This window comes from Salipiger marinus (assembly GCF_900100085.1).
In the GTDB taxonomy this organism is placed as follows: domain Bacteria; phylum Pseudomonadota; class Alphaproteobacteria; order Rhodobacterales; family Rhodobacteraceae; genus Salipiger; species Salipiger marinus.
Map to the genome: position 1 here is coordinate 180,249 of NZ_FNEJ01000006.1, position 25,412 is coordinate 205,660.

23 protein-coding genes are annotated in these 25,412 nt (G+C 68.2%); 11 read left to right on the forward strand and 12 right to left on the reverse strand.

Going from position 1 to position 25,412, the window contains the following annotated elements; all coding sequences use genetic code 11:
* Nucleotides 1–62: 62 nt before the first annotated feature.
* The 3 genes from BLR51_RS08710 (at nt 63) to BLR51_RS08720 (ending at nt 3,499) form a co-directional block, all read left to right on the forward strand.
* Nucleotides 63–1,613 carry an FAD/NAD(P)-binding protein gene (locus tag BLR51_RS08710; protein WP_165616775.1) on the forward strand — a complete coding sequence of 517 codons (1,551 nt, stop codon included), beginning with the start codon at nt 63–65 and terminating at the stop codon, nt 1,611–1,613.
* Between the two features lie 138 nt (nt 1,614–1,751).
* Complete coding sequence (gene htpX, locus BLR51_RS08715; protein WP_089845939.1) at nt 1,752–2,681, forward strand: zinc metalloprotease HtpX; 930 nt, start codon at nt 1,752–1,754, stop codon at nt 2,679–2,681.
* A 92-nt stretch (nt 2,682–2,773) separates the two neighbouring features.
* Entirely contained in the window at nt 2,774–3,499 is a 726-nt protein-coding gene (locus tag BLR51_RS08720; RefSeq protein ID WP_089845941.1) for a hypothetical protein, read from the forward strand.
* A 20-nt stretch (nt 3,500–3,519) separates the two neighbouring features.
* Here BLR51_RS08720 and BLR51_RS08725 read toward each other — a convergent pair whose 3' ends face one another.
* From BLR51_RS08725 to BLR51_RS08755, 7 genes are read right to left on the reverse strand one after another with little or no spacing between them, the layout of a single operon-like run.
* Entirely contained in the window at nt 3,520–4,257 is a 738-nt protein-coding gene (locus BLR51_RS08725) for an aspartate/glutamate racemase family protein (protein WP_089845942.1), read from the reverse strand.
* 11 nt (nt 4,258–4,268) lie between these two features.
* Nucleotides 4,269–5,600 (reverse strand): amidase, encoded by a 1,332-nt coding sequence (locus BLR51_RS08730; RefSeq protein WP_089845944.1) that lies wholly within the window; start codon nt 5,598–5,600, stop codon nt 4,269–4,271.
* The gene (locus tag BLR51_RS08735) at nt 5,597–6,484 is read right to left on the reverse strand and encodes a polysaccharide deacetylase family protein (protein WP_089845945.1); all 888 of its coding nucleotides are present in this window, start codon (nt 6,482–6,484) and stop codon (nt 5,597–5,599) included. Before BLR51_RS08735 ends, BLR51_RS08730 begins: the two co-directional genes overlap by 4 nt.
* A 4-nt stretch (nt 6,485–6,488) precedes the next feature.
* A complete protein-coding gene (locus tag BLR51_RS08740) occupies nt 6,489–7,289 on the reverse strand; it encodes an ABC transporter permease (protein ID WP_089845947.1) in 801 nt (266 codons plus the stop codon).
* Nucleotides 7,286–8,116: an ABC transporter permease gene (locus tag BLR51_RS08745; RefSeq protein ID WP_089845948.1), complete on the reverse strand. Its 831-nt coding sequence runs from the start codon at nt 8,114–8,116 to the stop codon at nt 7,286–7,288. Before BLR51_RS08745 ends, BLR51_RS08740 begins: the two co-directional genes overlap by 4 nt.
* A complete protein-coding gene (locus BLR51_RS08750; protein WP_242656688.1) occupies nt 8,113–9,198 on the reverse strand; it encodes an ABC transporter ATP-binding protein in 1,086 nt (361 codons plus the stop codon). The genes BLR51_RS08745 and BLR51_RS08750 overlap by 4 nt, the downstream gene beginning before the upstream one ends.
* 4 nt (nt 9,199–9,202) lie before the next feature.
* The gene (locus tag BLR51_RS08755) at nt 9,203–10,255 is read right to left on the reverse strand and encodes an extracellular solute-binding protein (protein ID WP_089845952.1); all 1,053 of its coding nucleotides are present in this window, start codon (nt 10,253–10,255) and stop codon (nt 9,203–9,205) included.
* Between the two features lie 227 nt (nt 10,256–10,482).
* On the opposite strand from BLR51_RS08755, the gene BLR51_RS08760 reads away from it, so the two are divergent.
* The gene (locus BLR51_RS08760; RefSeq protein ID WP_089845954.1) at nt 10,483–11,793 is read left to right on the forward strand and encodes an amidohydrolase family protein; all 1,311 of its coding nucleotides are present in this window, start codon (nt 10,483–10,485) and stop codon (nt 11,791–11,793) included.
* 12 nt (nt 11,794–11,805) lie between these two features.
* Here BLR51_RS08760 and BLR51_RS08765 read toward each other — a convergent pair whose 3' ends face one another.
* Complete coding sequence (locus BLR51_RS08765; protein ID WP_089845956.1) at nt 11,806–12,498, reverse strand: GntR family transcriptional regulator; 693 nt, start codon at nt 12,496–12,498, stop codon at nt 11,806–11,808.
* Nucleotides 12,499–12,633: 135 nt separating this feature from the next.
* Between BLR51_RS08765 and BLR51_RS08770 the strand changes: the two genes are divergently transcribed.
* Together BLR51_RS08770 and BLR51_RS08775 are read left to right on the forward strand one after the other, a co-directional pair.
* Nucleotides 12,634–13,569: an ROK family protein gene (locus BLR51_RS08770; protein WP_207543596.1), complete on the forward strand. Its 936-nt coding sequence runs from the start codon at nt 12,634–12,636 to the stop codon at nt 13,567–13,569.
* Nucleotides 13,563–14,657: an N-acetylglucosamine-6-phosphate deacetylase gene (locus tag BLR51_RS08775; RefSeq protein WP_089845958.1), complete on the forward strand. Its 1,095-nt coding sequence runs from the start codon at nt 13,563–13,565 to the stop codon at nt 14,655–14,657. The genes BLR51_RS08770 and BLR51_RS08775 overlap by 7 nt, the downstream gene beginning before the upstream one ends.
* Before the next feature lie 34 nt (nt 14,658–14,691).
* Here BLR51_RS08775 and BLR51_RS08780 read toward each other — a convergent pair whose 3' ends face one another.
* From BLR51_RS08780 to BLR51_RS08795, 4 genes are read right to left on the reverse strand one after another with little or no spacing between them, the layout of a single operon-like run.
* A complete protein-coding gene (locus tag BLR51_RS08780) occupies nt 14,692–15,465 on the reverse strand; it encodes an HpcH/HpaI aldolase family protein (protein WP_089845960.1) in 774 nt (257 codons plus the stop codon).
* The gene (locus BLR51_RS08785; protein WP_230797406.1) at nt 15,462–16,982 is read right to left on the reverse strand and encodes a tripartite tricarboxylate transporter permease; all 1,521 of its coding nucleotides are present in this window, start codon (nt 16,980–16,982) and stop codon (nt 15,462–15,464) included. The genes BLR51_RS08780 and BLR51_RS08785 overlap by 4 nt, the downstream gene beginning before the upstream one ends.
* A 12-nt stretch (nt 16,983–16,994) precedes the next feature.
* Nucleotides 16,995–17,450: a tripartite tricarboxylate transporter TctB family protein gene (locus BLR51_RS08790; RefSeq protein WP_089845963.1), complete on the reverse strand. Its 456-nt coding sequence runs from the start codon at nt 17,448–17,450 to the stop codon at nt 16,995–16,997.
* A 12-nt stretch (nt 17,451–17,462) separates the two neighbouring features.
* Nucleotides 17,463–18,443 (reverse strand): tripartite tricarboxylate transporter substrate binding protein, encoded by a 981-nt coding sequence (locus BLR51_RS08795; RefSeq protein ID WP_089845965.1) that lies wholly within the window; start codon nt 18,441–18,443, stop codon nt 17,463–17,465.
* A 159-nt stretch (nt 18,444–18,602) separates the two neighbouring features.
* Here BLR51_RS08795 and BLR51_RS08800 point away from each other — a divergent pair, with 159 nt between their 5' ends.
* From BLR51_RS08800 to BLR51_RS08820, 5 genes are all read left to right on the forward strand, one after another.
* Nucleotides 18,603–19,619 carry a LacI family DNA-binding transcriptional regulator gene (locus tag BLR51_RS08800; RefSeq protein ID WP_165616776.1) on the forward strand — a complete coding sequence of 339 codons (1,017 nt, stop codon included), beginning with the start codon at nt 18,603–18,605 and terminating at the stop codon, nt 19,617–19,619.
* A 92-nt stretch (nt 19,620–19,711) separates the two neighbouring features.
* On the forward strand, nt 19,712–21,325 hold the full coding sequence (locus BLR51_RS08805; protein ID WP_089845969.1) for a BCCT family transporter: 1,614 nt from the start codon (nt 19,712–19,714) through the stop codon (nt 21,323–21,325).
* Between the two features lie 137 nt (nt 21,326–21,462).
* Nucleotides 21,463–22,962: an arabinosylfuranosidase ArfA gene (gene arfA, locus BLR51_RS08810; protein ID WP_089845971.1), complete on the forward strand. Its 1,500-nt coding sequence runs from the start codon at nt 21,463–21,465 to the stop codon at nt 22,960–22,962.
* A 3-nt stretch (nt 22,963–22,965) separates the two neighbouring features.
* A complete protein-coding gene (locus tag BLR51_RS08815) occupies nt 22,966–24,036 on the forward strand; it encodes an ABC transporter ATP-binding protein (protein WP_089845973.1) in 1,071 nt (356 codons plus the stop codon).
* Nucleotides 24,037–24,080: 44 nt separating this feature from the next.
* Nucleotides 24,081–25,364 (forward strand): extracellular solute-binding protein, encoded by a 1,284-nt coding sequence (locus BLR51_RS08820; RefSeq protein WP_089845975.1) that lies wholly within the window; start codon nt 24,081–24,083, stop codon nt 25,362–25,364.
* Nucleotides 25,365–25,412: the final 48 nt, after the last annotated feature.

Sequence of the window (25,412 nt, forward strand, 5' to 3'; positions counted from 1 at the left end):
CGGGACATCCCCATGACGCGGCCCATGTTCAGCGCAACCACAAAGACAGGGGCACAGGGCGGATGACATCAGACAAGGCGCCGCTGCGGGTGGCGGTGATCGGGATGGGCCCGCGCGGGCTTGGCGCGCTGGAAGCCTTGGCACGCCAGATGCCGCAGACCGCGCGCCCCGTCACGGTGGAGGTGTTCGACACCGGCGCGCATCCCGGTGCGGGGCCGAATTTCGACCCCGAGGACAGCCCGCTCTGCCTGCTGAACACGCCGCTGCGCGCGCTGGATCTGGGCGCACCGCCCGGGGGTCCCGACCGGCTGGCAGGGTTTGCGGAGTGGAGCGGCAGCACCGATCCCGACAGTTTCCCGGCGCGCAGCCTGCTGGGCGGCTATCTGGCCGCGCGCTTCGATGCGCTGGTCTCCTCCCCGCCGGAGGGGCTGCGCCTTGCGCGGCGCAGCGCACAGGTCACGGCGCTCGATCCCGTGCCCGAAGGCTGGCGGCTGCGCGGGCCCGAGGGCGGCTTTGGCCCCTATGACGAGGTGCTGCTGACGCCGGGCCAGCCTGCAACAGACCCCGATCCGCAGCTTGCGCGCTGGCAGGACCACGCGGAGCGGACCGGCGCCGACCTGCAGCCCGCCTATCCCGCCCGCGCCCTGCTTGCCGCCGCCGAAAGCTGGGCCGGGCAGACCCTGGCGATCCGCGGACTGGGCCTTTCGACCTTCGACGTGCTGCGCCTGCTGACGCTGGGGCTGGGCGGCAGCTTTACCGCAGGCGGCTATGTCGCCTCGGGGCGCGAACCCGCGCGGATCCTGCCGTTTTCGCTGAACGGCCATCCACCCGCGCCGAAGCCGCAGACCGCCGCGCTGGATGCCGCCTTTGACCCGACCGGGCCGGAAAGCGCCGCCTTTGACGCGGCACTGGCCCAAGCGCTGGATCAGGCGCCCCGCGCGGCGCTGGAGCGGCTCGCCACGGCCCTGCTGCCCCCGGCCCGCCGCATCCTGCGCGCCATGGCCAGCCCCGACCAGCCCGAGCCATGGCTGGAGACGGAACAGCGCGACCCCGGCGCGCAGGACAGCGGCACCCCGCTGGAGGTGCTGCGCCACGGCATCGCCATGGCAACGGGCACAGCCCCACCCTCGGCGGGTTATGTCATCGGCCAGATCTGGCGCAAATGGCAGAACGCGCTGCGCCAAGGCTTCAACCCCGCGCGCTGCGATGCCGCCACCGCCGCCGCGATCCTCGGCTTTGACGAGGGGCTGAAACGCTTTTCCTACGGCCCGCCGCTGCGCTCCGCGCAGGAACTGCTGGCGCTGGTCGAAGCCGGGCGTGTCGATCTTTGCGCGGCAGAAGATCCGTCGATCACCCTGACCGAGCGCGGCTGGAGCCTGAGCACCGCGCAGGGGGCTGTTCCCGTCCGCGCCATGGTGGATGGGGTGCTGCCCGCGCCGCGGCTTGATGCCGTGACCGATCCGCTGGTGGCAGGCGGGACAGCTGCGCACGCTCTCCGAGGATCTGGGCGCCGAGACCGCGCCCGACGGGCAGCTGGCCGGCGCTTCGCCGGGGCTGTGCCTGCTGGGGCGCATGGCGCTTGGCAGCGTGATCGCGGTGGATTCGCTGCATGACTGTTTCGGCGCCGCGACAGATCGCTGGGCCGAAGGGCTCTGCGCCCGCCACCGCTGAACCGGCGCAGCCGTTGCAGCCCGCGCGGCGGCGCCTATATCAGCAACGGGAACCGGCCCGGCAACCAAGGAGAGCGAGCCATGGGGTATTTCAAGACGGCCCTGCTGATGGCGGCGATGACCGCGCTGTTCATGGGCATCGGCTATCTGCTGGGCGGGGGCGGCGGCGCGCTGATCGCGCTGGCGGTGGCCGCCGCGATGAACGTCTTCACGTGGTGGAATTCCGACCGCATGGTGCTGCGGATGCACAACGCCCGCCCGGTGGGCGCGCGCGACAGTTTCGGGCTGAACACGATGGTGGCGGATCTGGCGAAAAACGCAGGCCTGCCCATGCCCGCCGTCTATATCATCGACACGCCGCAGCCCAATGCCTTTGCCACCGGGCGCAACCCGGCCAATGCCGCCGTGGCGGTGACAACTGGCCTGATGCAGAGCCTGTCGCGCGAAGAACTGGCGGGCGTGGTGGCGCATGAACTGGCGCATATCCGCAACCATGACACCGCGATCATGACGGTGACCGCCACCTTTGCCGGGGCGATTTCCATGCTCGCCAACTTTGCGCTGTTCTTTGGCGGCAGCCGCGAACGGCTGGGGCTGGTCGGCACGCTGGCGATGATGTTCCTTGCCCCCGTCGCGGCGGCGCTGGTGCAGATGGCGATCTCGCGCACGCGGGAATATGCCGCCGACAAGGCCGGGGCCGAGATCTGCGGCCAGCCGCTGTGGCTCGCCTCGGCGCTGGCGCGGATCCAGCAGGGCGCCGCGCGCATCGACAATGACGCCGCCGAACGCCATCCCGGCACCGCGCATATGTTCATCATCAACCCGCTGCACGCGCATAAGCGCGACAGCATGTTCGCCACCCACCCCGCCACCGAAAACCGCATCGCCGCGCTGCGCGCCATGGCGGGCGAGGCCGCAGAGCAGCCCGCTCCGCGCGAGGTGCGCAGCGCGCCCTCGGGCCTGCCCCGGGTGCCGCGCGGCGGCTCGCAGCGCAAGGGACCGTGGACCTGACACAGTTTTCCGGCGGACAGGGCTGGACCATGGCGCAGGCTTCGCCATAGTCCGGCCCGACTGGCCATCCCGGCCCAATCCGGAGGAACATCGTGACAGACCCCCATCCCTTCACCGAAGCGCTGCTGACCGCCTACCAGACCCGCACCCGCGTTTCCCCCGAAACCGGCCTGCCCCAGACCCGGGACGAGGCGCTGGCCGTGCAGGCCGCCGTCAGCGCCGCCCGTGGCGCCGTGGCCGGGTTCAAGGTGGCGGGACAGGGCGACGCGCCGCCCATCCTTGCCCCCATCGCCGCCTGCGACGTGGTGCAGGAGGGCGGCAGCCGTCCCTTGGGCGACCGTTTCGCGGTGGAAATGGAAATCGGCTTCCGGCTGGACAAGCCCCTGCCGCAGGACGGCTTTCCCGCCAGCCCGCAGGAGTATTTCACCCCGCATCTGGTGCTGGAACTGGTGGACCAGCGGATCGACGGCGCGGTGGCCGAACAGCCCCTGCCCCGGCTCGCCGATGCGCAGCTGAACGCCGGTCTGGTGGTCGGCCCGGCGCTGGCGGACTGGGACGGGCGCGATTTCACCACGCTGACTTCCCGGCTGCTGGCCAATGGCACGGCGCTGCTGGACGGTGAGGCCACCGTTCCCGGCGGTTCGGCGCTGGCGCATCTGGAACTGCTCTGCGCCTCTGTGGGCGATCACTGCGGCGGGCTGGTGCCCGGCCAGATCGTCATCACCGGCTCGCTCTGCGGCTGCCCGTGGTTCGACACCCCCACCGACATCGAGGGCCACGTGGACGGGTTCGGCAGCATCCGCGTGCGTCTGGCCTGAGACGGGCCTGACCCGCGCCCCTAACCCGCCGCGATGACGCGGCCCAAGGCAGGGGCAAGCCCGACAGAGGGCTTGCCCACCGGCTTGCAGGCACGCGCGCCAAAGCCCACCCGCAGCGAGGCCAGCGCCAGCGCCTGTGCCGTGGCGGCACATATCGGATCCAGCACCAGCGCGGGCACCTCTCCGGCGATCTCGGGCGCCAGACCCGCCAGCGGCGCGCCGCCAAGGATCACCACATCCGCGCCATCCTCGACCACCGCGCGCCGCGCCAGCGCCACCAGATCGGCGCGCAGCAGGTCGCGGGCGCGGCCCACATCGGGCTGATGCGTCTCGGGCGTGCGCACCCCGGTAAAGCGGGCCGAAAGCCCGGTGGCGGCCACACAGTCGGCATACCAGCGGCGCATGACCGGCGAGAAGGTCACGATGGAAAACCGCTCTCCCATCATCGCGGCGGAAAGCACGGCGGCCTCGGCCATGCCCACCACCGGCAGGTCGAACAGGTCGCGCGCCCCGGCAAGCCCGGGATCGCCAAAGGCGCCGATGATCACCGCGTCCATCCCCTGCTGGTGGTCCGCGATCATTTCCAGCGTGATGGCCCCGGCGATCTGCGCCTCGGCGCGGGAGGCGATATAGGGAAAGCCGCGCGGCGCGGTCAGCGGCACGATCTCGGCCCGGTCCCCCGCCACCTTGCGGGCCAGCGCCGCCATGCTGTCGGTCATGGCGGTGGTCATGTTGGGATTGACGAGAAGCAGGCGCATGGCGGGCACTTTCACAGGCGGGTCAGCAGAGGGGCAAGACGGTCGGCAGCGGCCAGCAGCGCCGCATCACGGCCCCGCGCCGCCCAAAGCTGCATCCCCAAGGGCAGCCCGTCGGTCGTGGTGCCGCAGGGCAGCGACAGCGCGGGACAGCCCGCGTGATTGGCCTGCGAGGTAAAGGCGGCGTGGTCGCGCGGCCCGCAGGGCAGCCCGGCGATGGTGGCAGGGGCAAGCTGGCCCACCGGCCATGCCGCGCAGGGAGTGGTGGGGGTCAGCCAGAGCGGGTGGCGGTCCAGAAACGCGCCAAGGATTTCCGCCATCCGCGCGCTGGCCTGCCGCGCCTGCGTCACCTGCTGCGGGCTCAGCGACAGGCCAAGGGTGATCTGCGCGCCCAGATCGGGGTCGAACCGGCCGGGATCGCGCTGCCATTCGGCGCCAAAAAGCCGCGCCAGCCCCGCAAACTGCAGCGGCATCACGGCGGCGCCGTCAAGCCCCTCCCAGTCGGGCGCGGCCTCGGTCAGTTCATAGCCCGCGCGCTGCAAGGCGGCGAGGCTGCGATCATAGGCGCGCGCCATGTCCGGATCCAGCCGCTGGCCCAGCCCGAAATCCCGGCTGACGGCGAGTGCTGTGACCTGCGGCGCCACGTCGGGCACCCCCGCCAGCACCGCCATGGCCAGCCGCACATCCGCCACGTCCCGCGCGATGGGGGCGATCACCGAAATGCCCGCCACCGGCTCGTCAAAGCCCGGCCCGTAGGGGACCAGATCCTGCGACGGCTTCAGCCCCACCAGCCCGGTATGCGCGGGCGGACGGCGCGAGGATCCGCCCGCATCGGTGCCAAGGGCCAAGGGCGCCATGCCCGCCGCCACCGCCGCCACGCAGCCCCCCGACGAGCCGCCGGGGGTGCGCGACAGATCCGACGGGTTGCGGGTGATGCCGTAAAGCGGGGTATGCGTGGCGCCCTTGCAGGCAAATTCCGAACAAGTCCCGATGCCAAGGATCAGCGCCCCCGCCTGCCGCAGCAGGGCCACGGCGCGCGCGTCTTCGGGGGCCACAAATTCCGCGAACAGATGCGAGCCCTGGGTGATGCGCAGGCCCTTGACCCAGATATTGTCCTTGATGACCACGGGCACGCCCGCCAGCGGCAGCGCATCCCCCCGCGCCAGCCGGGCCGCGACCTCTGCCGCCTCGGCCTGCAGATGCGGGTTGGTCAGGGTCAGGGCGTTCAGCGCCGGGTTACGTTCGGCCACGCGGGCCAGCGCCGCCTTGGCCACGTGCGCCGGGGTGACGCGCCCCGCCCGCACCTCGGCGGCCAGCGCGCGGGCGCTCAGATCCATCACGCTCATGCCTTGGTCCCCCTCGTTTCGGCCCAGCGGGCCGCGATCTCGCGCCGGGGCGCGATCCAGACGCCGGGGCGCGCGGCGATATGGGCCAGCACCGCCTCCAGCCCGGCGATGCGGCCGGGCCGCCCGATGATCCGCAGATGCAGCCCCACCGACAGCATCCGCGCGGCGGTGGCCCCTTCGGCCCAGAGCCGGTCGAAGGCCCCGATGACATAGTCGGAAAAATCCCGCGCCTGCACGAACCCGCCACCGGGCGAAAAGCGCATGTCGTTGGTATCGAACGCATAGGGCAGGATGACATGATCCCCCTCCATGCGCGGGATGTCATCGTCATAGGCATCGCTGTCATAGCGGAAGCCGCCATGCGCCTTCAGCAGCGCGCGGGTGTTGACCGACGCGGCAGAGCGGGTGTGCCAGCCCACGGGGGCCACGCCGCAGGCCCGGGTCAGCGCGGCATGGGTGCGGGCGATCACCTCGGCCTCGGTCTGCGGGTCCATATGGGCGTGACGTTCCCACCGCCAGCCGTGACAGGACACTTCATGCCCGCGCGCCACGATGTCCTGCAGCAGCCACGGCGCGCGCTCGGCCACCCGCCCGCAGGTGGAAAAGGTCGCGCGGGCGCCGCTGGCTTCCAGCGCGCGGACGATGCGGGCATAACCCTGCCGGGGGCCATAGGCGAAATGGCTTTCCATGCAGGGATCAGGCACATGCTCCACCTCCTCGCGGATTTCGTAGGTGGCTTCGTTGCGCGCATCGCCATCGCCGATGGACAGCTCCGCCCCCTCTTCGACATTGACCACGAAGGACACGGCAAGGCGGGCGCCATCGGGCCAGCAGGGCGCGGGTTCGGCCCCGGACCAGCCCCGGAAATCGCGTCGGTCGCTCATTGGCTTACCCCTGGATCATGCGGTTGAGGCCCACGGTGCGCGCGCCGAAGACCAGCACGATGACCGCCAGCAGGATCAGCCCCGAAGACATGGCCGCCAGCGACGGATCCGGCTGTTCCTCAAGATATTGCAGCATCTTGATCGGCAGCGTCTTGTTGCGCGCATCGGTCAGGAAGATCGAGATCGGGTAATTGTCCATCGAGGCGAGGAAGGCGAACAGCCCCGAGGTCAGGTAGGCCGGGGCCAGGTTGGGCACCAGCACCTGCAGGATGGCGCGCGGATAGCTCAGCCCCAGCGTGCGCGCCGCGTCGATCAGCGAGAAATCGAAGGCCGCCATAGAGGCCAGCAGCGTGCGCATCACAAAAGGCAGCGTGATGACGATATGGCCCAGCAGCAGCGACAGATAGGCGTCGCGCAGCCCGATCTCGCGGAAGAACTGCAGCAGCGCCACGCCCACCACCAGCCCCGGCATCATCAGCGGCGAGACGGCGAAGGTGGCGATGGCCTCGCGCCCCCGGAAATTGCCCCGCGTCACGGCGATGCAGGCCAGCGTGCCCAGCACCAGCGAGATGGCGGTGGACAGGGTCGCAAGGTTCAGCGACAGCACCACCGCATCCCAGAGCCCGGACCGGCGGTCCAGCGAGGCATACCAGCGCAGCGACCATTCCGGCGGCGGCAGCGTATAGACCGGCGAGGAGGTGAAGGAGGCCAGCACCGTGATGACGATGGGCAGCATCAGGAAGATGACGCAGCCGATGCCGATGATCCAGCTGAGGCTGCGGAAGATGCGGTCGGTCTGGGTCATTGGCGGGCTCCCAGCCTGCGGGCCAGCACGCTGGAGGACACGACCACAAGGATGGCGATGGCCAGCAGCACGGCGGAGATGGTGGAGCCCAAGGGCTCGTTGCGCAGATACAGGAACGACCGGGCGATCAGCATGGACAGCGTCTGCTGGCGTTCCCCCACGATCAGCGAGGGGATGACATACATCGAGATCGCCATGGAAAAGGTGAAGGCCGATCCGGCCACCACGCCCGGCAGGGTCAGCGGCAGCGTGACATGGAAGAACCGGAACCACGGCGAAGCGCCAAGCGAGGCCGCGGCCTCGGGCAGGCGGGAATCCATCTGGCGCACCACGGCATAGATCGGCAGCACCATGAAGGGCAGGAACACGTTGGCCGCCCCCACCACCAGCGCGGTTTCGGTGAACAGCATCCGCATCGGTTCGGTGATGATCCCCAGCCCCTGCAGCGCGGTGTTCAGAAAACCGTTGGCGCGGAACAGGATGGACCATGCAAAGGCCTTGACCACCACGCCCAGCGACATGGGCAGCACCATGGCCACAAGGAACACGGTCAGCCACGGCCCGCGCGCGCGCGCCATGGCGAAGGCGGTAGGATAGGCGATCAGCAGCGCCAGCAGCGTGGTCAGCGCGGCAACGCGCAGCGTCCGCGCCAGCACCCCCATGTTGTAGTCATCGGCAAAAAACGCGCCATATTCGGCCAGCGACAGCCCGTCCGGCGTGCGCACGGATTTGGCCAGCAGCAGAAGCAGCGGCAGGGCATAGACCACCGCCAGATAGGCCAGCCCCGGCACTGCCAGCAGTGCTATGCGGTCGACGCGGGCCGTCATGGATCCACCCCATAGACCAGCGTGTCCGCCACCGCCCAGCCAAGGCTGACCGTTTCGCCGCGCGCCAGCCCGGTGCGGATGCCGGGCAGTTCGCACAGGATGCGGTCCCCTTCGGGGGCGCGGCCATGCAGCATGGTCTTGGACCCCAGCACCATCACATCCTCCAGCGTGACCGACAGGGTGTTTTCCCCCTGCCCCAGCGCCACAAGCTCTGGCCGCACCGCCAGCAGCGCGGCGCTGCCCGGGGCCAGATCGCCCGGCGCCCGCACCGGGCCAAGCGCCGTCTCGAGGCTCAGCAGATCTCCGTCGCGCGCGGTGACGCGGGCGGCAAGCCGGGTGGACAGGCCGACAAAATCCATCACGAAGGGCGAGGCAGGCCGGGCGTAAAGCGTGGAGGGATCGGCGAACTGTTCGATGCGGCCCGCGTTCATCACCGCGATGCGGTCGGAAACCCCCATCGCCTCTTCCTGATCGTGGGTGACGAAGATGGCGGTGATGCCCCGGTCGCGCAGCAGCGATTTCAGCTCCACCTGCATGGTTTCGCGCAGCTTGCGGTCCAGCGCGGAAAACGGCTCGTCCAGCAGCAGCAGATCGGGGCCCACCACCAGCGCGCGGGCGACGGCCACCCGCTGCTGCTGGCCGCCCGACAGCGCGGCGATGGGACGGTCGGCAAAATCGCTCATCCGCACCAGCCGCAGCGCCTCGGCCACGGGGGCAGCGGTGGCGGATTTGGCGGTGCCGCGCGCCCGCAGGCCAAAGGCCACGTTTTCGGCCACGGTCAGATGCGGGAACAGCGCGTAACTCTGGAACACCACAGAGATGTTGCGCCGGTGCGCGGGCTGGCGCGTGATGTCGCGCCCGCCCAGCACCACCGATCCGTCATCGGCCTCCATCAGACCGGCGATGATGCGCAGCAGCGTGGTCTTGCCGCAGCCCGAGGGACCAAGGAGCGACACAAGCTCCCCCCGGTCCACCCGGAAGTTCATGCCGGACATGACCCGGGTGCCCTTGAAGGATTTCGCCACGCCCCAGACGTCAAGATAGTGGCGGTCGGCGGGAGAGATGGGGGTCATGTCCGTCATGGGATCAGATCGCCATCAGCTTGTCGAAACGGTCGATCCATTCGCGGCGGTTCTGCGACACGAAGGCCCAGTCGGGGCTGTAGATCTGCACCCCGTCCGGGATCACCGCGCCTGCCGTCACCGTGGTGTTGGCGGGAACCGAGGTGGCGAAATCGGCGATCGCCGCCTGCAGCTCGGCCCCCAGCATCTCGTTCACATAACCGGTGGCAAGCTCGGCGTTCGGCCCGCCCTTGACCAGACAGATGCCCGACGGCATGGCAAAGATCCCCTCCTGCGGGGCGGCCAGATCCACCGGCACGCCTTCGGCCTTGCGCGGCAGCGCGTAGGACGAGAAACTGCCCGACAGCATCGAAATCTCGCCCTGCTCCAGCAGGTTGAAGGCCTGGCTCATGGTGGAATAGACCGACAGCAGGTTGGGCTTCAGCTCTTCCAGCTTGGCGAAGGCCGCATCGATTTCATACTGCGCCTCGGCAAAGGGTTTGCCCGATCCCAGCATCGCCGCCATGAACAGCGTCCACATGCCTTCGGTGTTCTGCAGCGACGGGATGATGATGCGGCCCTGCGCCTCGGGGGACCAGAGCGCCTGCCAAGACGGCACGCCTTCGGTCAGGTCGGTGTTATAGGCGATGCCCGCCCAAGGCTGGACGTAGTTGCACCACATGCCGTCCATATGCACCGCGTCGGGGCGCAGGTCGGTCATGTTGGGCACGGCCTCGGCGGTGATGGGGGCCAGCAGATCCTCTTCGACCGCCTGAATCATCACCGGGTCGTCCATCTGCACCACGGAGAGATAGGGATTGTCGCGGTTCGAGGCCATCTTCTCGAGGTTGACCGAGGATTTGGTGCCTTCGAACAGGATGTCCGCGCCGAGGGTCTTTTTCATGTGGGGCACCACCAGCGCCTCCATCCATGCGGTGTGCGAGCCGGCGCAGCCCGCCACCAGTTCGCTGGACTGCGCGCGCAGCAGGGCGGGCGTGGCCAAGGTTCCGGCGGCGGCAAGGGCAGAGGTTTTCAGAAGCGAACGGCGGGTCAGGCCGTTGCGGGAAATCAGGGTCATGGTTGGTCCTTCTCTGTCGGGTCAGGAGGCGGTGTCAGGGTGCACGCACCCGCGAAAGGTCCGGTTCTGCTGCCGGGCTCAAAATGGAATGCCATTTAACTTATGGGAAATGCCTCGCCACGCTGCACCTGATCCTCCGATCAAAACCGCTATAAATATGCAGTCTGTCCACAATTTAGGCAGCCCATTCTGGCTGCTGCACAGGCTCTGACCAGAAGGAAAAGAAAATGGCATCCCATTTGCGAAACATCACTCTGCTGGATCCCGACTCGGGGATGACACGCGGCGTCGATCTGGTGACGGACACGCAGGGCCGCATCGCGCGGATCGGGCCGGATCTGCCCCCTGCCCCGGGCGTGCCGGTGATCGATGCGCAGGGCGCGCTGTGCCTGCCGGGCTTCGTGAACAGCCACAACCATTCGCCGCTGATGATCGTGCGCGGCATGATCGAGGATATCAGCTTTGCCCCCGCCTATACCCCCGGCGTGCCGCAGGGGCACTGGCTGTCGGACGAGGAGACGCTGGCGCTGGCCCGGCTGGGCGTGATGGAAATGCTCTGCGCGGGGGCCACCACCATCGTCGATTACTACCGCTGCCCCGAGGCGCTGGCACAGGCCGCGGCAGAATTCGGCCTGCGCGCGCAGGTGGGGGGCCGGGTCATGGACATGGACAGCGCCGCACTGGCCGAAGGCCGCTTCGCCCGCGATGACGCCTTGGGCGAGGCGACGCTGGGGGCGGCGCTGGCGCTGCGCGACAAATGGGCGGGTCATGCGCGGATCAGCACCATCCTTGCCCCGCACGCCCCTGACAGCTGCTCGCGCGAGATGTTTGCGCAGATGCGCGATCTGGCCTTGGCCAGCGACACGCAGGTGCACACCCATCTGAGCCAGTCGCAGATGGAGGTGGACCAGATCCGGGCGCGCGAAGGCATGACCCCGACCGAATTTCTGGATGATCTGGGTCTGCTGACCCCGGACCTGATCGCCGCGCACTGCATCTTCATGACCGACAGCGACGTGGCGCGGTTTGGGGCTGCGCGCGCGGTGGTGGCCCATGCGCCCATCGGCAATGCCAGCTTTGGCGCCGCCGCCCCGATCAAGGCGCTGGCCGAGGCGGGGGCGCGCATCACGCTCTGCACCGATACCAAATCCGCCGACATGTTCGAGGCGATGCGCATGGCGCTGGCCTCGGCCCGGCTGCGGGCGGGGCTGTGTTTCGATCTGGACGCGGCGCAGGTGTTCCGCTGGGCCACGGCGGGCGGCGCCGAGGCGCTGCGCGGCCATGGTGCCACCGGGCGGCTGCGGGTGGGCGATCCGGCGGATCTGATCCTGCTTGACCCGCTGGCCGCCAACCTGCGCCCGGTGATCGACGGCCCCGGCATCGTGGTGCATTCGGGCAATGCCGCCAATGTCACCGACGTGATGGTGGCAGGTGACTGGCTGGTGCGCGACCGCCGCCCCACCCGTGTCGAGGCCAGCGCCGTGGTGGCCGAGGCGCAGCACGTCGCCGAAGGCCTGTGGCGCCGCGCCCGGGGCTGAGCGCCCGCAGGGTCAGGCGGCGGGCACCTCTCCCGCCGCCAGCACCTCGGCCAGCGTCTGGCCGGTATGGCGCAGATGCTGGCGCCAGATCTCTGCCGCCGCCGCCCCGTCGCGGCGGCGCAGCGCCTCCATCAGCGCCTCGTGTTCGGCCACCGCCTGCGCCAGCCGGTCGGGGCGCATGATGGCCAGAAACCGCCCGCGCCGCGCCCGCGCGATCAGCCGCCGATGCGTGTCGCTGATGATGGGATTGCCGCATTCCATCACCACGAAATCGTGGATCTCGGAATTGGTGTCGAAATAATCGGTGTGATTGCCGATCTTGTGAAAGGTCAGCATCTGCGCGTGCAGATCCTCCAGCCGGTCCAGCTGCGCGGGCGTGATCGTCTGCGCCAGCCGTTCTGCCGCAAGGCTTTCCAGCGCGGCGATGACCTCGAACAGCGCCAGCGCCTCGTCGGCGCCGAACTGCAGCACCTGCGCGCCCTTGTTGCGCGAAATCTCGATCAGCCCGTCCTGATGCAGCAGCTTCAGCGCCTCGCGCACCGGGGTCCGCGACAGGTCCAGCTCTGCCGAGATGCGCCGTTCCACCAGCCGCGCGCCGGGGGGATAATCGCCCTTCACGATGCGGTCGCGCAGCACCTCCGCCACCCATTGCGCGATGGCGGTCAGGCTGTCGGACGGGCCGGGAGGGGAAAGAAGCGGCTGCACCGGAACTTGGTCCTGTCAAAACGGGATATGGCATTCCATCTTGCCCAAGCCCGCCCCGGATGCAAGCACTGCGCGCCTTGCGCTGCCCCCCGGTTTTGGCGCAGCAAGGGGCCAGAGCCGCCGTCAGGAGATGCCATGCCCCCCGCCCCCCGTTCCGACCTGCCCTGCGGTGGCCTTGACCTTGGCGGCACCAAGATCGAGGCGCGGCTGTTTTCGCCCGGCCTCGACCTGCTGGACAGCCGGCGCATTCCCACCCCCACCGGCGGGCTGGACGCGCTGCTGGAGGCGGTGGCGGACCAGCTGCACTGGCTGGAGGCCGCCTCGGGGCAAGGGGCGGCGCTGCCGGTGGGCATGGGCCTGCCCGGCGTGATCGACACGGGCGGCGGCCCCGCCTTTGCCGCGAACCTGCCCGTCGGGGGCCATGACCTGCCCGGCGCGCTGCGCCAGAGGCTGGGCCGTGCGCTGCCGCTGCTCAACGATGCGCAGGCCTTTGCCCTGTCAGAGGCGCGCGGCGGGGCGGGCGATGGCGCGGAGCGGGTCGCGGGGCTGATCATGGGCACCGGCATCGGTGCGGGGCTGGCGGTGCTGGGCCGCGCCCTGCCGCAGATCCAGCTGGCGGCGCTGGAGGTGGGGCATCTGGGCTGGCCCGCCCGGCTGGGGGATGCGCTGCCGCTGCTGGCCTGTGGCTGCGGGCGCAGCGGCTGTTTCGAAACGCTGCTCTCCGGTCCGGGGCTGTCCCGGCTGGCAGAGCACCGGCTGGGCGTGGCGGTCCCGCCCGAGGATCTGGCGCAGCGCGCATCGCATGACCCTGCGGCAGAGGCGGTGCTGACGCTTTGGGCCGATCTGGCGGCGGAACTGCTGCTGACCCTGCATCTGGCGCAGGATCCGCAGGTGATCGTGCTGGGCGGCGGGCTGACCCGCCTGCCGGGGCTGCTTGACCGGCTGGCTGCGGCGCTGGCCCCGCTGCGGCTGGGGCCGCTGCCCCTGCCCCGGCTGGCGCTGGCGGTCTTCGGTGATGCCTCCGGCGCACGGGGGGCCGCGATCCACGCGCGGGATCTGGCGCCATGCTGATCGCGGCGGATCTGGTCTGGACCGGCGACCGCTTTGAACGCGGCCTTGGGGTGGAGACGGCGGGCAGCCACCTGCGCGCCCTGCGCCCGCTTGCCCCCGGCGAGACCCCGGACCGGCACGCCGCGCTGATCGGCCCGGCGCTGAGCGATCTGCAGGTGAATGGCAGCGGCGGCGTGATGCTCAATTCTGATCCCACGCCCGAGGCCATTGCCCACATCGTCGCCACGCAGCGCGCGCGCGGCACCGGCTGGGTGATGCCCACGCTCATCACCTGCGAACCCGAGCGGATGCGCCGCGCCGCCAAGGCGGCGGCAAACGCATGGGGCCTGCCCGGCTTTCTGGGCCTGCATCTGGAGGGGCCGCATCTGAACCCCGACCGGCGCGGCACCCACAGCGCGGGTCCCATGGGCCCGCTGTCGGACACGACCCGCGCCGTGGTGCGCGATCTGCGCGCGCAGGGCATTCCGGTCATGGTGACGCTGGCGCCCGAAATCGCGGGACCGGAGGCGGTGCGCGATCTGGCGGACATGGGCGCCGTGGTGTCGGGCGGGCACAGCGCGGCCACGGCCGAACAGACCCGCGCGGCGCTGGCAGCGGGGATGAGCTGTTTCACCCATCTCTATAATGCCATGCCGCCCATGACCTCGCGCGGGCCGGGCATTCTGGGGGCCGCGATCAATTCCGACGCCTATGCCGGGATCATCGCCGACGGGCATCATGTCTCATGGGAGATGGTGGCGCTGGCGCTCCGCGCCCGCCCGCTGCCGGACCGGATGTTTCTGGTGTCCGACGCGATGGCGACGATTGGCGGGCCGGACCAGTTCGAGCTTTACGGCGAGATCATCCGCCTGCGCGACGGCGCGCTGGTCAATGCGGCGGGGGCGCTGGCCGGGGCGCATGTCGATCTGGTGACCAGCCTGCGCAACATGGTGACGCATGTGGGGGTGCCGCTGCCCGAGGCCTACGCGATGGCGGCACTGGTGCCGCGCGACGTGATGGGCCTGCCGCGCCCCGGTCTGCGCGAGGGCCAGCCGCTGGCGGAGGTGCTGGCGCTGGATGCGGCGCTGGAGCGGCTGCCGCTGGAGTGACCCCGCCCGGACAATGCCGGACGGGGCGCAGGCCTTAGGCCAGAAGCTCGGTCGCGTCCTTGCGCGCCTTGCGCGCGGCACCGGCCAGCAGGCTGATGTCATTGGGGCCAACGATGAAGTTGTAACCCGCATCGCGCAGATCGGCATAGGAGCGGCCCGCCCCTTCGATCGTGCCCAGCATCAGGCCCTTGTCGCGGGCGGTCGCCTCGACTTCAAGGATCTTGGCGCGCACCGACGGTTCGGTCAGGTTTTCGATATGGCCCATTGAGGCGGCAAAATCGTTGGGGCCGACAAAGGCCATGTCGATGCCTTCGATACCCGCGATTTCCGCCACGTCCTTGACCGTGTCGATATGTTCGATCTGCGCCATCAGCAGCAGTTCTTCATGGGCGTCCTTGGCATAGGTCGTGACCGACCCATAGGCGGAGGCGCGCACGATGGGCGCGGCATAGCCCCGGCGCCCGCGCGGCGAATACAGGCAGAAGCTGGCGATGTCGCGCGCCATGGCGGCGGAGGTGACCATGGGCACCATGATCGACCGCGCGCCCCGGTCCAGCGCGCGCTTCAGCGTCGCCTCGGAGGGATCGGGCACGCGCACCACGGCCTGACCGCCTGCGGCCTCGACGGCGCGGATCAGGCCCAGACCCTCTTCCAGCCCGGCGGCGCCGTGTTCGCAGTCGATCACGATCACGTCCCAGCCCGCATGCACGAGCAGTTCCGCCACCTCGGGGGAGCCCAGCTCAAGCCATGCGGCGGCGACGGTCTCTCCCGCCTTCAGACGCGCCTTGAGCGTGTTCTTGCCAGTCATTTCTTTGCATCCTTCGCAGACAGAGTGTTGTGCCGCCCGATGATTTCCAGTGCGGCCCGGACCAGAAGCAGGCCCCAGACAATGAGTGTGACAACCCCCAGCACGGCGGCGGCGTCACGTTCGAAAAAGCCCATCAGGTTGCCCTGTGCCTTCATCATGGAGACCATGAAGTTGCTTTCCACCACCTTGCCAAGCACGATGCCCAGAATGGCGGGGGCCAGCGGAATCTGCGCCCATGCCATGGCAAAGCCCAGCAACCCCAGCACCAGCACGATCCAGATCGCCATGGTGGAGCCCATGATCGCATAGGCGCCGATCATCGACAGCATCAGCACCAGCGGCATCAGCACCGCGCGCGGGATGCGCAGGATATGCGTGGCCACCGCGACGGCCAGACCGCCGGTCAGCAGCATCAGCACGTTGGCGACAAGGAAGGCGCCGAAGATGGTGTAGACCAGCGTGGCATCGGTGGTGAAGATGTCCGGCCCGGGGGTCAGACCCTTCATCAGCAGCACGCCGATGGCGATGGCGGTGACGCTGTCGCCGGGAATGCCGAAGACCAGCGCGGGCGTCCATGCCCCGGCCACTGCGGCATTGTTGGCGGCACCGCCGTCCACGATGCCCTCGATATGGCCCTTGCCGAACTTCTCGGGGGTCTTGGAGAACCGCCGCGACAGGGCATAGGCGATCCATGCCGCCACATCCGCGCCCGCGCCCGGCAGCGCGCCGATCACCGTGCCGCCCACGCCCGACCGCAGCACCGCCAGCTTGCGGTGCCAGATCTCGCGCCATGCGTCGCGCAGGCCGGTAAACAGCGGCTCGATGCTGATCCGGCCCAGCCGTGTCTCTTCGCCGCTGCCCGCGTTGCGCAGCAGTTCGGACAGGGCGAAAAGCCCGATCATGGCGGGGATGAAGCTGACCCCGTCATACAGATCCTCGAGCCCGAAGGTGTAGCGCGGATGGCCCACCGCCACGTCGATGCCCACGGTGGCAATGGCCAGCCCGATGAACAGCGAGGCGAAGTTGCGCGCCACCGAGGCGCCGCCCACGAAGACCGCACAGCTGAGCCCGAGCGTGGCGAGCCAGAAGGCCTCGTCGCTGGAAAAGCTCGCCGACAGCCGCGCCAGCTGCGGCGTGGCGAAGGCAAGGATGATGACGCCGATGATGCCGCCCAGCACCCCCGCGATCAGCGAGGTGAAGAGCGTGGTGCGCGGCTTGCCGTTCATGGACAGGATGTAGCTGTCCTCGACATAGGCGGCGGAGGCGGGCGTGCCCGGCATCTTCAGCAGCGCGCCGGAAATGTCGCCCGCGAAGATCGCGGTGGTGGTGGTGGCCACGATGGCGGCCACGGCCTGTGCCGGACCCATGAAATAGGTGAAGGGCACCAGCAGCGCCACCGCCATGGTGGCGGTCAGACCCGGCATGGAGCCCACGAAGGCGCCGTAAAGCGTGCAGAGCAGCACCGTCAGCAGCAGGTGCGGCTCCATCACGGCGGTGAAAATGGCGAGAACGTCCAAGTGGCGGCCTCCTTACCAGGCGACAGGGGACAGCAGCCCCCATGGCAGCGGCACGCGGAGCACGCTGTAGAAGATGTAATGCAGCACGATCGGCGCGAGGATTGCGACGCTGGCGCAGGTCAGCCAGCTGCCGCCGAAGACGCGGACCACCACCAGCAGCGCCAGTGCCGTCGCGACATGAAAGCCGAGGACCGGCAGCAGGACCGCAAAGCCTGCCACCACCGCGCAGAGGATCAGCGCAGGCAGCCATGCGAAGCTGGACGCCTCCGATTCGGGCGCGATACCTCGCCACGCTTCAAGAAGTACGCCCAGACCGGACAGGATCAGCCCGCCCGCGATGATGCGCGGAAACAGGTCGGGACCGAAGGTCACCGCGCCGATCTGCGGAAAGCCCGCCGCCACCACGATCATGGCGATGCCGAGGACGACAAGCGCCGTCCCCGTCACGATGTCTCTGACCAGAGTCATCCGTTTGCCCGCTTACTTCGCAAGGCCGACAGCTTGGATCACTTCGCCAAGGGCGGCGTCCTGCTGTTCCATATAGGCGGCCAGATCGGCGGCACCCATGTCCACGACTTCGGCGCCACGGCTGGCCTTGAATTCCGCCCATTCGTCAGAGGCCACCACTTCGGCAATGGCTTTCTCGTAGGAGCAGACGATGTTCTCGGGCATCTCGTCCGGGCCGGAGACCGAGATATAGGCCGCCAGCGTCCAGCCGCTGTCCAGCGCCTCGGCGGTCAGCGGCACGTCGGGCAGAGCCGACATCGGCGCGTCATGCATGTAGGCCAGCGCGCGGACTTCGCCGCTTTCCACCAGCGTCTTGCCTTCGGAGAGCGCGGGCGAGGCCACGTCGACACCACCGGCAACCAGTTCCTGCAGCGCGGGCGCAGCACCCTGCGACGGGATCCAGCGGATGGCGTCGGGCGCCATGCCTTCGGCGTTCAGCATGCCGGCAAGCGCCAGATGCCAGATGCCGCCCAGCGAGGTGCCGGAGGCGGTCAGGTCACCCGGATTGGCGCGGGCATGGTCCAGAAGCTCGGTCACGCTGGTGAAGGGGCTGTCCTTGCCCACCAGAACCGACGCGGGCACGATGTCGATCAGCGCGATCGGCGTGATGTCTTCCCAGGTCATGTCGGTCAGACCGACCCAGTGCATCGTGTTGATTTCCACGGTCACGGCGCCCACGGTGTAGCCATCGGGCTCTGCGCGCGAGATTGCCGAATGGCCGGTCACGCCGTTGCCGCCGGTGCGGTTCACCACGTTGAACGGCACGCCCCACGCCTGCTCCAGCAGGGTGGCCATCATGCGGCTGTTGGCATCGGTGCCACCGCCCGCGCCCCACGGCACGACATAGGTCACGGCGCGTTCAGGTTTCCAGTCGCAGCTGTCCTGCGCCAGAAGAGCGGTGCCCGATACGGCAAGAGTCGTGGCCAGCGCGGCCACCTGCACGGTCTTTTTCATGAATCGTCCTCCCAAGACGTGCTGCTTTGGAACCGAAGTCGCAGCATGGACCCATCTTGAAACATGGTATACCAGACTAGTCAATCGGTTGACTCGCCGCGTGACACCGGTTTTTCTTGTCTCACCTCACCCCAGCCTCACAGGTTCGTCAGACGCCACATGCCCAAGCGAACAACGCTGCGCGACATCGCCCAAGAGCTTCAGCTGTCGGTCTCCTCGGTGTCGCTGGCGCTGCGGGGCCATCCGCGCATTCCCGAAAACACCACCGAGAAGGTGCGCCAGACCGCGGCCCGGCTGGGCTATATCTACAACCGCGCCGCCGCCGACCTGCGCCGGGCGGAAAGCCGTCTGGTGGCGGTCTGCATCAACGACCTGTCCAACCCGGTGTTCAACGAATTTCTGGTGCAGATCGAGGAAGAGCTGCACAGTCAGGACCGCGCGGTGTTTCTGGGCGTGGCCCGCGAAAGCGCCGAGCTGCAGCGGCAGTTCCTGAAAACCGCGCTGGAACATGGCGTCAGCGGCATCATCCTTTGTCCGGTGCAGGGCACGGGCGTCGCCGAACTGGACATGCTGCTGCCCGCAGGCGACGGCACGGCGCCGGTGGTGCCGACGGCGGTGTTTTCGCGGCGGATCGCGGCGGCGTCGCTGACGCAATTCGTCAATGACGATCCCCTGACCGGACGGCTGGCGGCGGGCTGCGTGCTGGACGAAGGCCACCGCCGCATCGGCTGGCTGGGCGGCGGACAGGCCACCTCTACCGCGCAGGGGCGGCTTGCGGGCTGTCTTGCCCTGCTGTCCGAGGCGGGCCTGCCCCCGCCGCAGATCCGCCACGGCCCCACCTCCCGCGCCTTTGGCCGCAGCGCCGCGCTGGATCTGCTGCGCGGGCCGGAGCCGCCCACGGCGCTGCTGTGCTTCAGCGACCTTATCGCCTTTGGCGCGCTGGCGGCGCTGCGCGAACTGGGGCTGCGTCCGGGCATCGACGTGTCGCTGGTGGGCTGCGATGACATGGACGAGGCCGCCTTCACCGCCCCCGGCCTGACCACGGTGATGGTCGACAAGGCGGGGATCGGACGCTCCGCCGCCCGCTCGCTGCTGGAGCCGCCCCGGCCCGGCGTCACCGTGCTGGCCCCCCGGCTGATCCGCCGCGCCACCGTGGGGCCCGCCCCGCGCGCCTGAGCCGACGTTACGTCACGCACCGGAACCTTCGCCAAGATCACGGCGTTGTGAAGCGGAACCGCCAGCTTTTTATTCAGATCAGGACAGCTATTTTGGAAAAACTCGCGCACCGCCTCGGCCTAAAGACCGATCCGACCATTTTCTTTGTATCCGCAGGCTTTACGGTCGTATTCGTCCTCGCGCTGGTGCTGTTTCCCAACCCGATCGGAGATGCTTTTGCGGCGGGCCGGTCGTGGATCGTCACCAATCTGGGCTGGTTCTTCATCCTTGGCGTCAATGTCTGGCTGGGCTTCCTGATCTGGGCGGCCATGTCGCGCCACGGGCATATCCGGCTGGGGCCCAAGGGATCCCGCCCGGACTACAACAACCTGTCATGGTTCACGATGCTGTTTGCGGGCGGCATCGGCACGGTGCTGATGTTCTGGGGCGTGGCCGAACCGATCAGCCATTTCGCCAACCCGCCCCTGCCCGGCGTGGTGCCCTATACCGAAGAGGCGGCGCGCGATGCCATGTCCATCGCGATCTACCATCTGGGCCTGCACACCTGGACCATCTTCACCCTGCCCGGTCTGGCCTTCGCCTATTTCATCAACCGCTATGACCTGCCCGTGCGGGTCAGTTCGGTCTTCTATCCGCTGCTGCGCGAGGGCATTCATGGCCCCATCGGCAAGGCCATCGACATCGCGTCGATCCTTGGCACGCTGTTCGGGGTCGCCGTGTCTCTGGGGCTGGGGTCAAGCCAGATCGCTGCGGGCCTGTCGGCGCTCTTCGGCTGGACCGATGGCACCGGGCTCAAGGTGGGCATTCTGGCCGTGCTGACCGTGGTGGCAGTGGGGTCGATCACTGCCGGGCTCGACAAGGGCGTGAAGCTGCTCTCCAACCTCAATATCGGCATGGCCGTGGCGCTGATGGTCTTCGTGCTGGTCACCGGGTCCACGCTGTTCCTGCTGCGCGCCATCGTGGAGACCTTTGGCCTGTATTTCGAGAACCTGCCGCGTCTGGCCTTCTGGAACGACATGCTGGCGGATGAAAACCCGTCCAACGAGCCTTGGGGCTGGCAGGGATCGTGGACCGTGTTCTACTGGGCATGGACCGTGACTTGGTCGCCCTTCATCGGTCTCTTTGTCGCGCGCATCTCGCGCGGGCGGACCATCCGGGAATTCGTGTTCGGCGTGCTGCTGGCGCCGTCGCTGTTCACCCTGATCTGGTTTTCGATCTTTGGCTGGCAGGCGATGGAGTTTGACGGGCTGGGCCTTGCCGCCCGCGCCGCGCTTGGCGATCAGGCCGGAGAGATCAGCGCCGCCGTCGCCGAAAGCGTGCCGCTGGCCATGTTCGCCTTCTTCGAACATTTCCCGCTGACCGATTTTGTGCAGGGCTTTGCCGTCATCATCGTGGCGATCTTCTTTGCCACCTCGTCGGATTCGGCCTCGCTGGTGGTGGACATGCTCTGCACCGGCAAGGCGACGCCGGGGCCGGTGCACCAGCGGGTGTTCTGGGGCGCCGCCGAAGGGCTGGTCGCCGCCATGCTGATCGTGCTGGCGGGCGATGCGGGCCTGACCGCGCTGCAGCAGGTGATCACCGTGGTGGGTCTGCCGATCTTCCTGCTGGTCTGCATGATGATTCCTTCGCTGATCCGGGGGTTTGCGCAGGAAGACATCGACCATGTCAGCATCGGCACCCGCCCCGAACTGAGCGATTTCGACTGACCTGACCTGATCCCCCCACAAGGCCTGACAGCCCCCGCAAGCCCCCGCTTGCGGGGGTTTTTGCGCATGGCGTTGCCGGGTCTTGACAGCTTGTGCCTCTTGGTTGTTATTTGTAGTACAAATTAGAGGAGGAGCTGATGCGGGTATCTGCCGCCATCCATCGCGAATTCAGCATCGCACAGATCGACGACCGGCTTTATTCGGCTTTCATCGAGCATATGGGCCGCGCGATCTATTCCGGCATTTACGAGCCCGGTCATCCGCAAGCCGACGATCACGGTTTTCGCCGCGACGTGGCGCAGATGGTGCGCGACCTGAACATTCCCGCCATCCGCTATCCCGGCGGCAATTTCGTGTCGGCCTATAACTGGGAAGACGGCATCGGGCCGAAAGCGGATCGCCCCGTCCGGCTGGATCTGGCGTGGCGCAGCAAGGAAAGCAATCAGGTCGGGATCAACGAATTTGCGATCTGGGCGCAGGATCTGGGCATCGACATGATGCTGGCCGTCAATCTGGGGTCGCGCGGGATTTCGGATGCGCGCAACTTCATGGAATATGTCAACCATCCGTCGGGCACGCACTGGTCCGACCTGCGCCGCAGTCACGGGGTGAAGCAGCCCTACAACGTCAAGATGTGGTGTCTGGGCAACGAGATGGACGGGCCTTGGCAGATCGGCCACAAGGAGGCCAAGGAATATGGCCGTCTGGCCGATGAAACCGCCAAGGCGCTGCGGCAGCTGACGCCGGGCGCGGAAATGGTGGTCTGCGGATCCTCCAATGACGAAATGCCCACCTATCCCGACTGGGAACGCGGCGTGCTGGAAGAATGTTACGAGAATGTCGATTACATCTCGCTGCACAAGTATTTCGGCAATTCCAGCCGCGACACGCTGAATTTCTTTGGCAAGGTCGAGGAAACCGGGCGCTATATCCAGTCCATCGCCGGCGTGATCGACTTCGTGAAGGCCAAGAAACGCGCCAAGAATGACGTCCATATCTGCTTTGACGAATGGAACGTCTGGTATCACAAGCGCGAACAGGATTCGAAGAACTGGAAAAGCTGGGACTGGCCAGAGGCGCCCGCCCTGCTGGAAGAGGATTACACGTTTGAGGACACGCTCTTCGTGGCCTGCCTGCTCAACGAATTCATCCGCCGGTCCGACCGGGTGCGCATCGCCTGCATCGCGCAGCTCGTCAACGTGATCGCGCCTATCCGGGCCGAGGCGGGCGGCCCCGCATGGCGGCAGTCGATCTACTGGCCCTATCAGCTGGCCTCCATCCACGGGCGCGGCACGGCCCTGCGCGTGGCGGTGGACGGGCCCAGCTATAACTGCGCCGTGGCCGATGACGTGGATTATCTGGACGTGGCCGCGGTTGAAGGGGACGGCATCGTGACGCTGTTCATGGTGAACCGCCACCTGACCGAAGAGGCGGATCTGCGGCTGTCGCTGACCGGCTATCCCGGCGCCACGCTGCTGGACCATCAGGTGATCCAAGGGCATGACCTGATGGCCACCAACGGCCCCGGACGCGAACCCATCGCCCCGGTCGCGGGCCGCGGTCTGGCGGTCGAGGACGGCATGGTGGGCGGGGCGCTTGCGCCGCTGTCCTATCACGTCGTGCGGATCCGGGTCTGAGCCATGGCGGGCGTCAAGCTGACCAATGTCAGAAAGTCCTTCGGCGCGCATGACGTGATCAAGGACGTGTCGCTGGAGGTGCCGAAGGGAGAATTCGGCGTCTTTGTCGGCCCCTCCGGCTGTGGCAAGTCCACCCTGCTGCGGATGATCGCGGGGCTGGAGGACACCAGCGGCGGGCGCATCGAAATCGGCGGGCGCGACGTGACTCACGTGGAACCTGCCAAGCGCGGCGTGGCCATGGTGTTCCAGTCCTACGCGCTTTATCCGCATCTGTCGGTGGCCGAGAACATGGGCTTTTCGCTGTCGCTGGCCCGGGTGCCGAAACAGCAGCGCGAGGAAAAAGTGCGCGAGGCCGCGCGCATCCTGCAGCTGACCGACCATCTGGACAAGAAGCCGTCCGCCCTGTCGGGCGGGCAGCGCCAGCGCGTCGCCATTGGCCGCGCCATCGTGCGCGAACCGGAGGTGTTCCTGTTCGACGAACCGCTGTCGAATCTGGACGCCGAACTGCGGGTGCAGATGCGGCTGGAACTGACCCGGCTGCACCGGCAGATCGGCGCCACCATGATCTATGTGACCCATGATCAGGTGGAGGCGATGACGCTGGCCGACGACATCTTCGTGCTGAAGGGCGGCCATGTGATGCAGGCGGGGCGTCCGCTGTCGCTTTATGACGATCCCGCCAACCGCTTTGTCGCGGGATTCATCGGCTCGCCCGCCATGAACTTTGTCGAGGCCCGCGTGACCGCCAGCGACGCGCAGGGATTTACCGCGCGCGCCGCAGAGGGAGAGCTGCGCGTGGCGATGACCCGCGACACCCCTGCCCCCGGCACCGATCTGGTGCTGGGCATCCGCCCCGAACATCTGCAGCCCGCCGAACAGGGCCTGCCGGTAACGGTGGAAATGGCCGAAGAACTGGGCGGAAATTCCTATGTGCATGCGCGCAGCGCCACCGGCGCCGATCTGGTGTTCGAACGCCGCGGCTCGCGCGACCGGCTGGACGGGCAGCGCCTGCATCTGGGGGCGGATCCGCAGACCATCTACGCCTTCACCCCGGACGGGCAGAGGCTTCGCTAGGGACCAAGCCGCAGGAGGGCGGCCCCATCAAGGAGGAGGACACTATGACTTACAAGGCATTCACTCTGGCCAGCGCCGTGGCGGCGCTGCTGGCGGGCGCTCCGGCCAGCGCGCAGCAGACCGTGACGTGGTGGGATTTCCTGTCCGGCGGCGACGGCGTGCGGATGAAGGCGCTGATCGACCAGTTCAACAGCGAACATCCCGACATTCAGGTGCAGGCCACCACGCTGGAATGGGGCGTGCCCTTTTACACCAAGGTGCGCACCTCTGCCGCCGTGGGCCGGGGCCCCGATGTCATGACCTATCACCTGTCGCGCCTGCCGCTGGGGCTGGCCGAAGAGGTGCTGACCCCGATCACCGCCGAGGATCTGGACACGGCGGGGCTGGCGGAGGAGGATTTCTTTGCCACGGCGCTTGATGCCGGCAAGGACGCCGAGGGCGCGCTTTATGCCATCCCCTTCGACATCCACGCCATCGTTCTTTATTACAACGCCTCCTATCTGGAAGGCTCGCGCTTCCTGGATGACGAGGGCAAGCTGACCGGCATCGAAAGCCTCGCCGATTTCGAAGAGGCGCTGGCGCTCGCCGCAGAGAACGGCGCCGAATCCCCCGTGACCTATGCCACCGGCGATGATGGCGGCACCTATCGCGTGTTCTACACGCTGCTGGCGCAGCAGGGCGGCACGCTGATTTCCGACGAGGGCGAGATCCTGCCCGGCGACAGCACCGAAAAGGCGGTGCGCGCGGTCGAGATCATGACCAAATGGCATCAGGAGGGCTGGCAGCCGGAACAGGCGCTCTATGAAGCCTCGGTCGCGCTTTTCACCTCCGGCAAGTCGGCCTTCCAGCTGAATGGCGTCTGGGAAGTGCCCACGATGACCGATCTGGAAGACGCGGGCGATCTGGGCTTCGACTGGGGTGCCGTCGAGATCCCGCAGCTGATGGACCAGCAGGTGACATGGGCCGACAGCCACGGCTTTGCCATCCCCGTGCAGGGCGACGCGCCCATGGATCCCGAAAAGCGCGAGGCGGTGATGACCGTGATCGGCTGGATGGAAAAGAACGCGATCCAGTGGGCCGATGCGGGCCATATCCCCGCCTACAAGCCCGTGGCGGAAAGCGAGGAGTTTGCGGCGATGCAGCCCAATGCCACCTATGCCTCGCTTGCCGACCGCGCCGCCTATGACCCCCGGTCGGAAATCGCGGGCGTCGCCTCCCCCGCCTATGACGTGGCGATCAACATCATCTCTCCCGCGATCCACGGCTATCTGTCGCCCGAAGACGCGGTGGAGCAGATGAAGGCCGAGCTGCAGTCCCGTCTGCGCTGACCCCCTGCCCCCGCCCGTGCCTGCGGCGCGGGGGCATTCCTGACAACA

Bases quoted from the DNA above. Each gene is read 5' to 3' on its own strand.
- BLR51_RS08820 (WP_089845975.1), top strand. From the start codon at position 24,081: ATGACTTACAAGGCATTCACTCTGGCCAGCGCCGTGGCGGCGCTGCTG.
- htpX (WP_089845939.1), top strand. From the start codon at position 1,752: ATGGGGTATTTCAAGACGGCCCTGCTGATGGCGGCGATGACCGCGCTG.
- BLR51_RS08750 (WP_242656688.1), bottom strand. From the start codon at position 9,198: ATGACGGACATGACCCCCATCTCTCCCGCCGACCGCCACTATCTTGAC.
- BLR51_RS08730 (WP_089845944.1), bottom strand. From the start codon at position 5,600: ATGAGCGTGATGGATCTGAGCGCCCGCGCGCTGGCCGCCGAGGTGCGG.
- BLR51_RS08815 (WP_089845973.1), top strand. From the start codon at position 22,966: ATGGCGGGCGTCAAGCTGACCAATGTCAGAAAGTCCTTCGGCGCGCAT.
- BLR51_RS08780 (WP_089845960.1), bottom strand. From the start codon at position 15,465: ATGACTGGCAAGAACACGCTCAAGGCGCGTCTGAAGGCGGGAGAGACC.
- BLR51_RS08745 (WP_089845948.1), bottom strand. From the start codon at position 8,116: ATGACGGCCCGCGTCGACCGCATAGCACTGCTGGCAGTGCCGGGGCTG.
- BLR51_RS08775 (WP_089845958.1), top strand. From the start codon at position 13,563: ATGCTGATCGCGGCGGATCTGGTCTGGACCGGCGACCGCTTTGAACGC.
- BLR51_RS08770 (WP_207543596.1), top strand. From the start codon at position 12,634: ATGCCCCCCGCCCCCCGTTCCGACCTGCCCTGCGGTGGCCTTGACCTT.
- BLR51_RS08790 (WP_089845963.1), bottom strand. From the start codon at position 17,450: ATGACTCTGGTCAGAGACATCGTGACGGGGACGGCGCTTGTCGTCCTC.
- BLR51_RS08800 (WP_165616776.1), top strand. From the start codon at position 18,603: ATGCCCAAGCGAACAACGCTGCGCGACATCGCCCAAGAGCTTCAGCTG.
- BLR51_RS08725 (WP_089845942.1), bottom strand. From the start codon at position 4,257: ATGCGCCTGCTTCTCGTCAATCCCAACATGACCACCGCCATGACCGAC.
- BLR51_RS08740 (WP_089845947.1), bottom strand. From the start codon at position 7,289: ATGACCCAGACCGACCGCATCTTCCGCAGCCTCAGCTGGATCATCGGC.
- BLR51_RS08735 (WP_089845945.1), bottom strand. From the start codon at position 6,484: ATGAGCGACCGACGCGATTTCCGGGGCTGGTCCGGGGCCGAACCCGCG.
- BLR51_RS08795 (WP_089845965.1), bottom strand. From the start codon at position 18,443: ATGAAAAAGACCGTGCAGGTGGCCGCGCTGGCCACGACTCTTGCCGTA.
- arfA (WP_089845971.1), top strand. From the start codon at position 21,463: ATGCGGGTATCTGCCGCCATCCATCGCGAATTCAGCATCGCACAGATC.
- BLR51_RS08710 (WP_165616775.1), top strand. From the start codon at position 63: ATGACATCAGACAAGGCGCCGCTGCGGGTGGCGGTGATCGGGATGGGC.
- BLR51_RS08755 (WP_089845952.1), bottom strand. From the start codon at position 10,255: ATGACCCTGATTTCCCGCAACGGCCTGACCCGCCGTTCGCTTCTGAAA.
- BLR51_RS08760 (WP_089845954.1), top strand. From the start codon at position 10,483: ATGGCATCCCATTTGCGAAACATCACTCTGCTGGATCCCGACTCGGGG.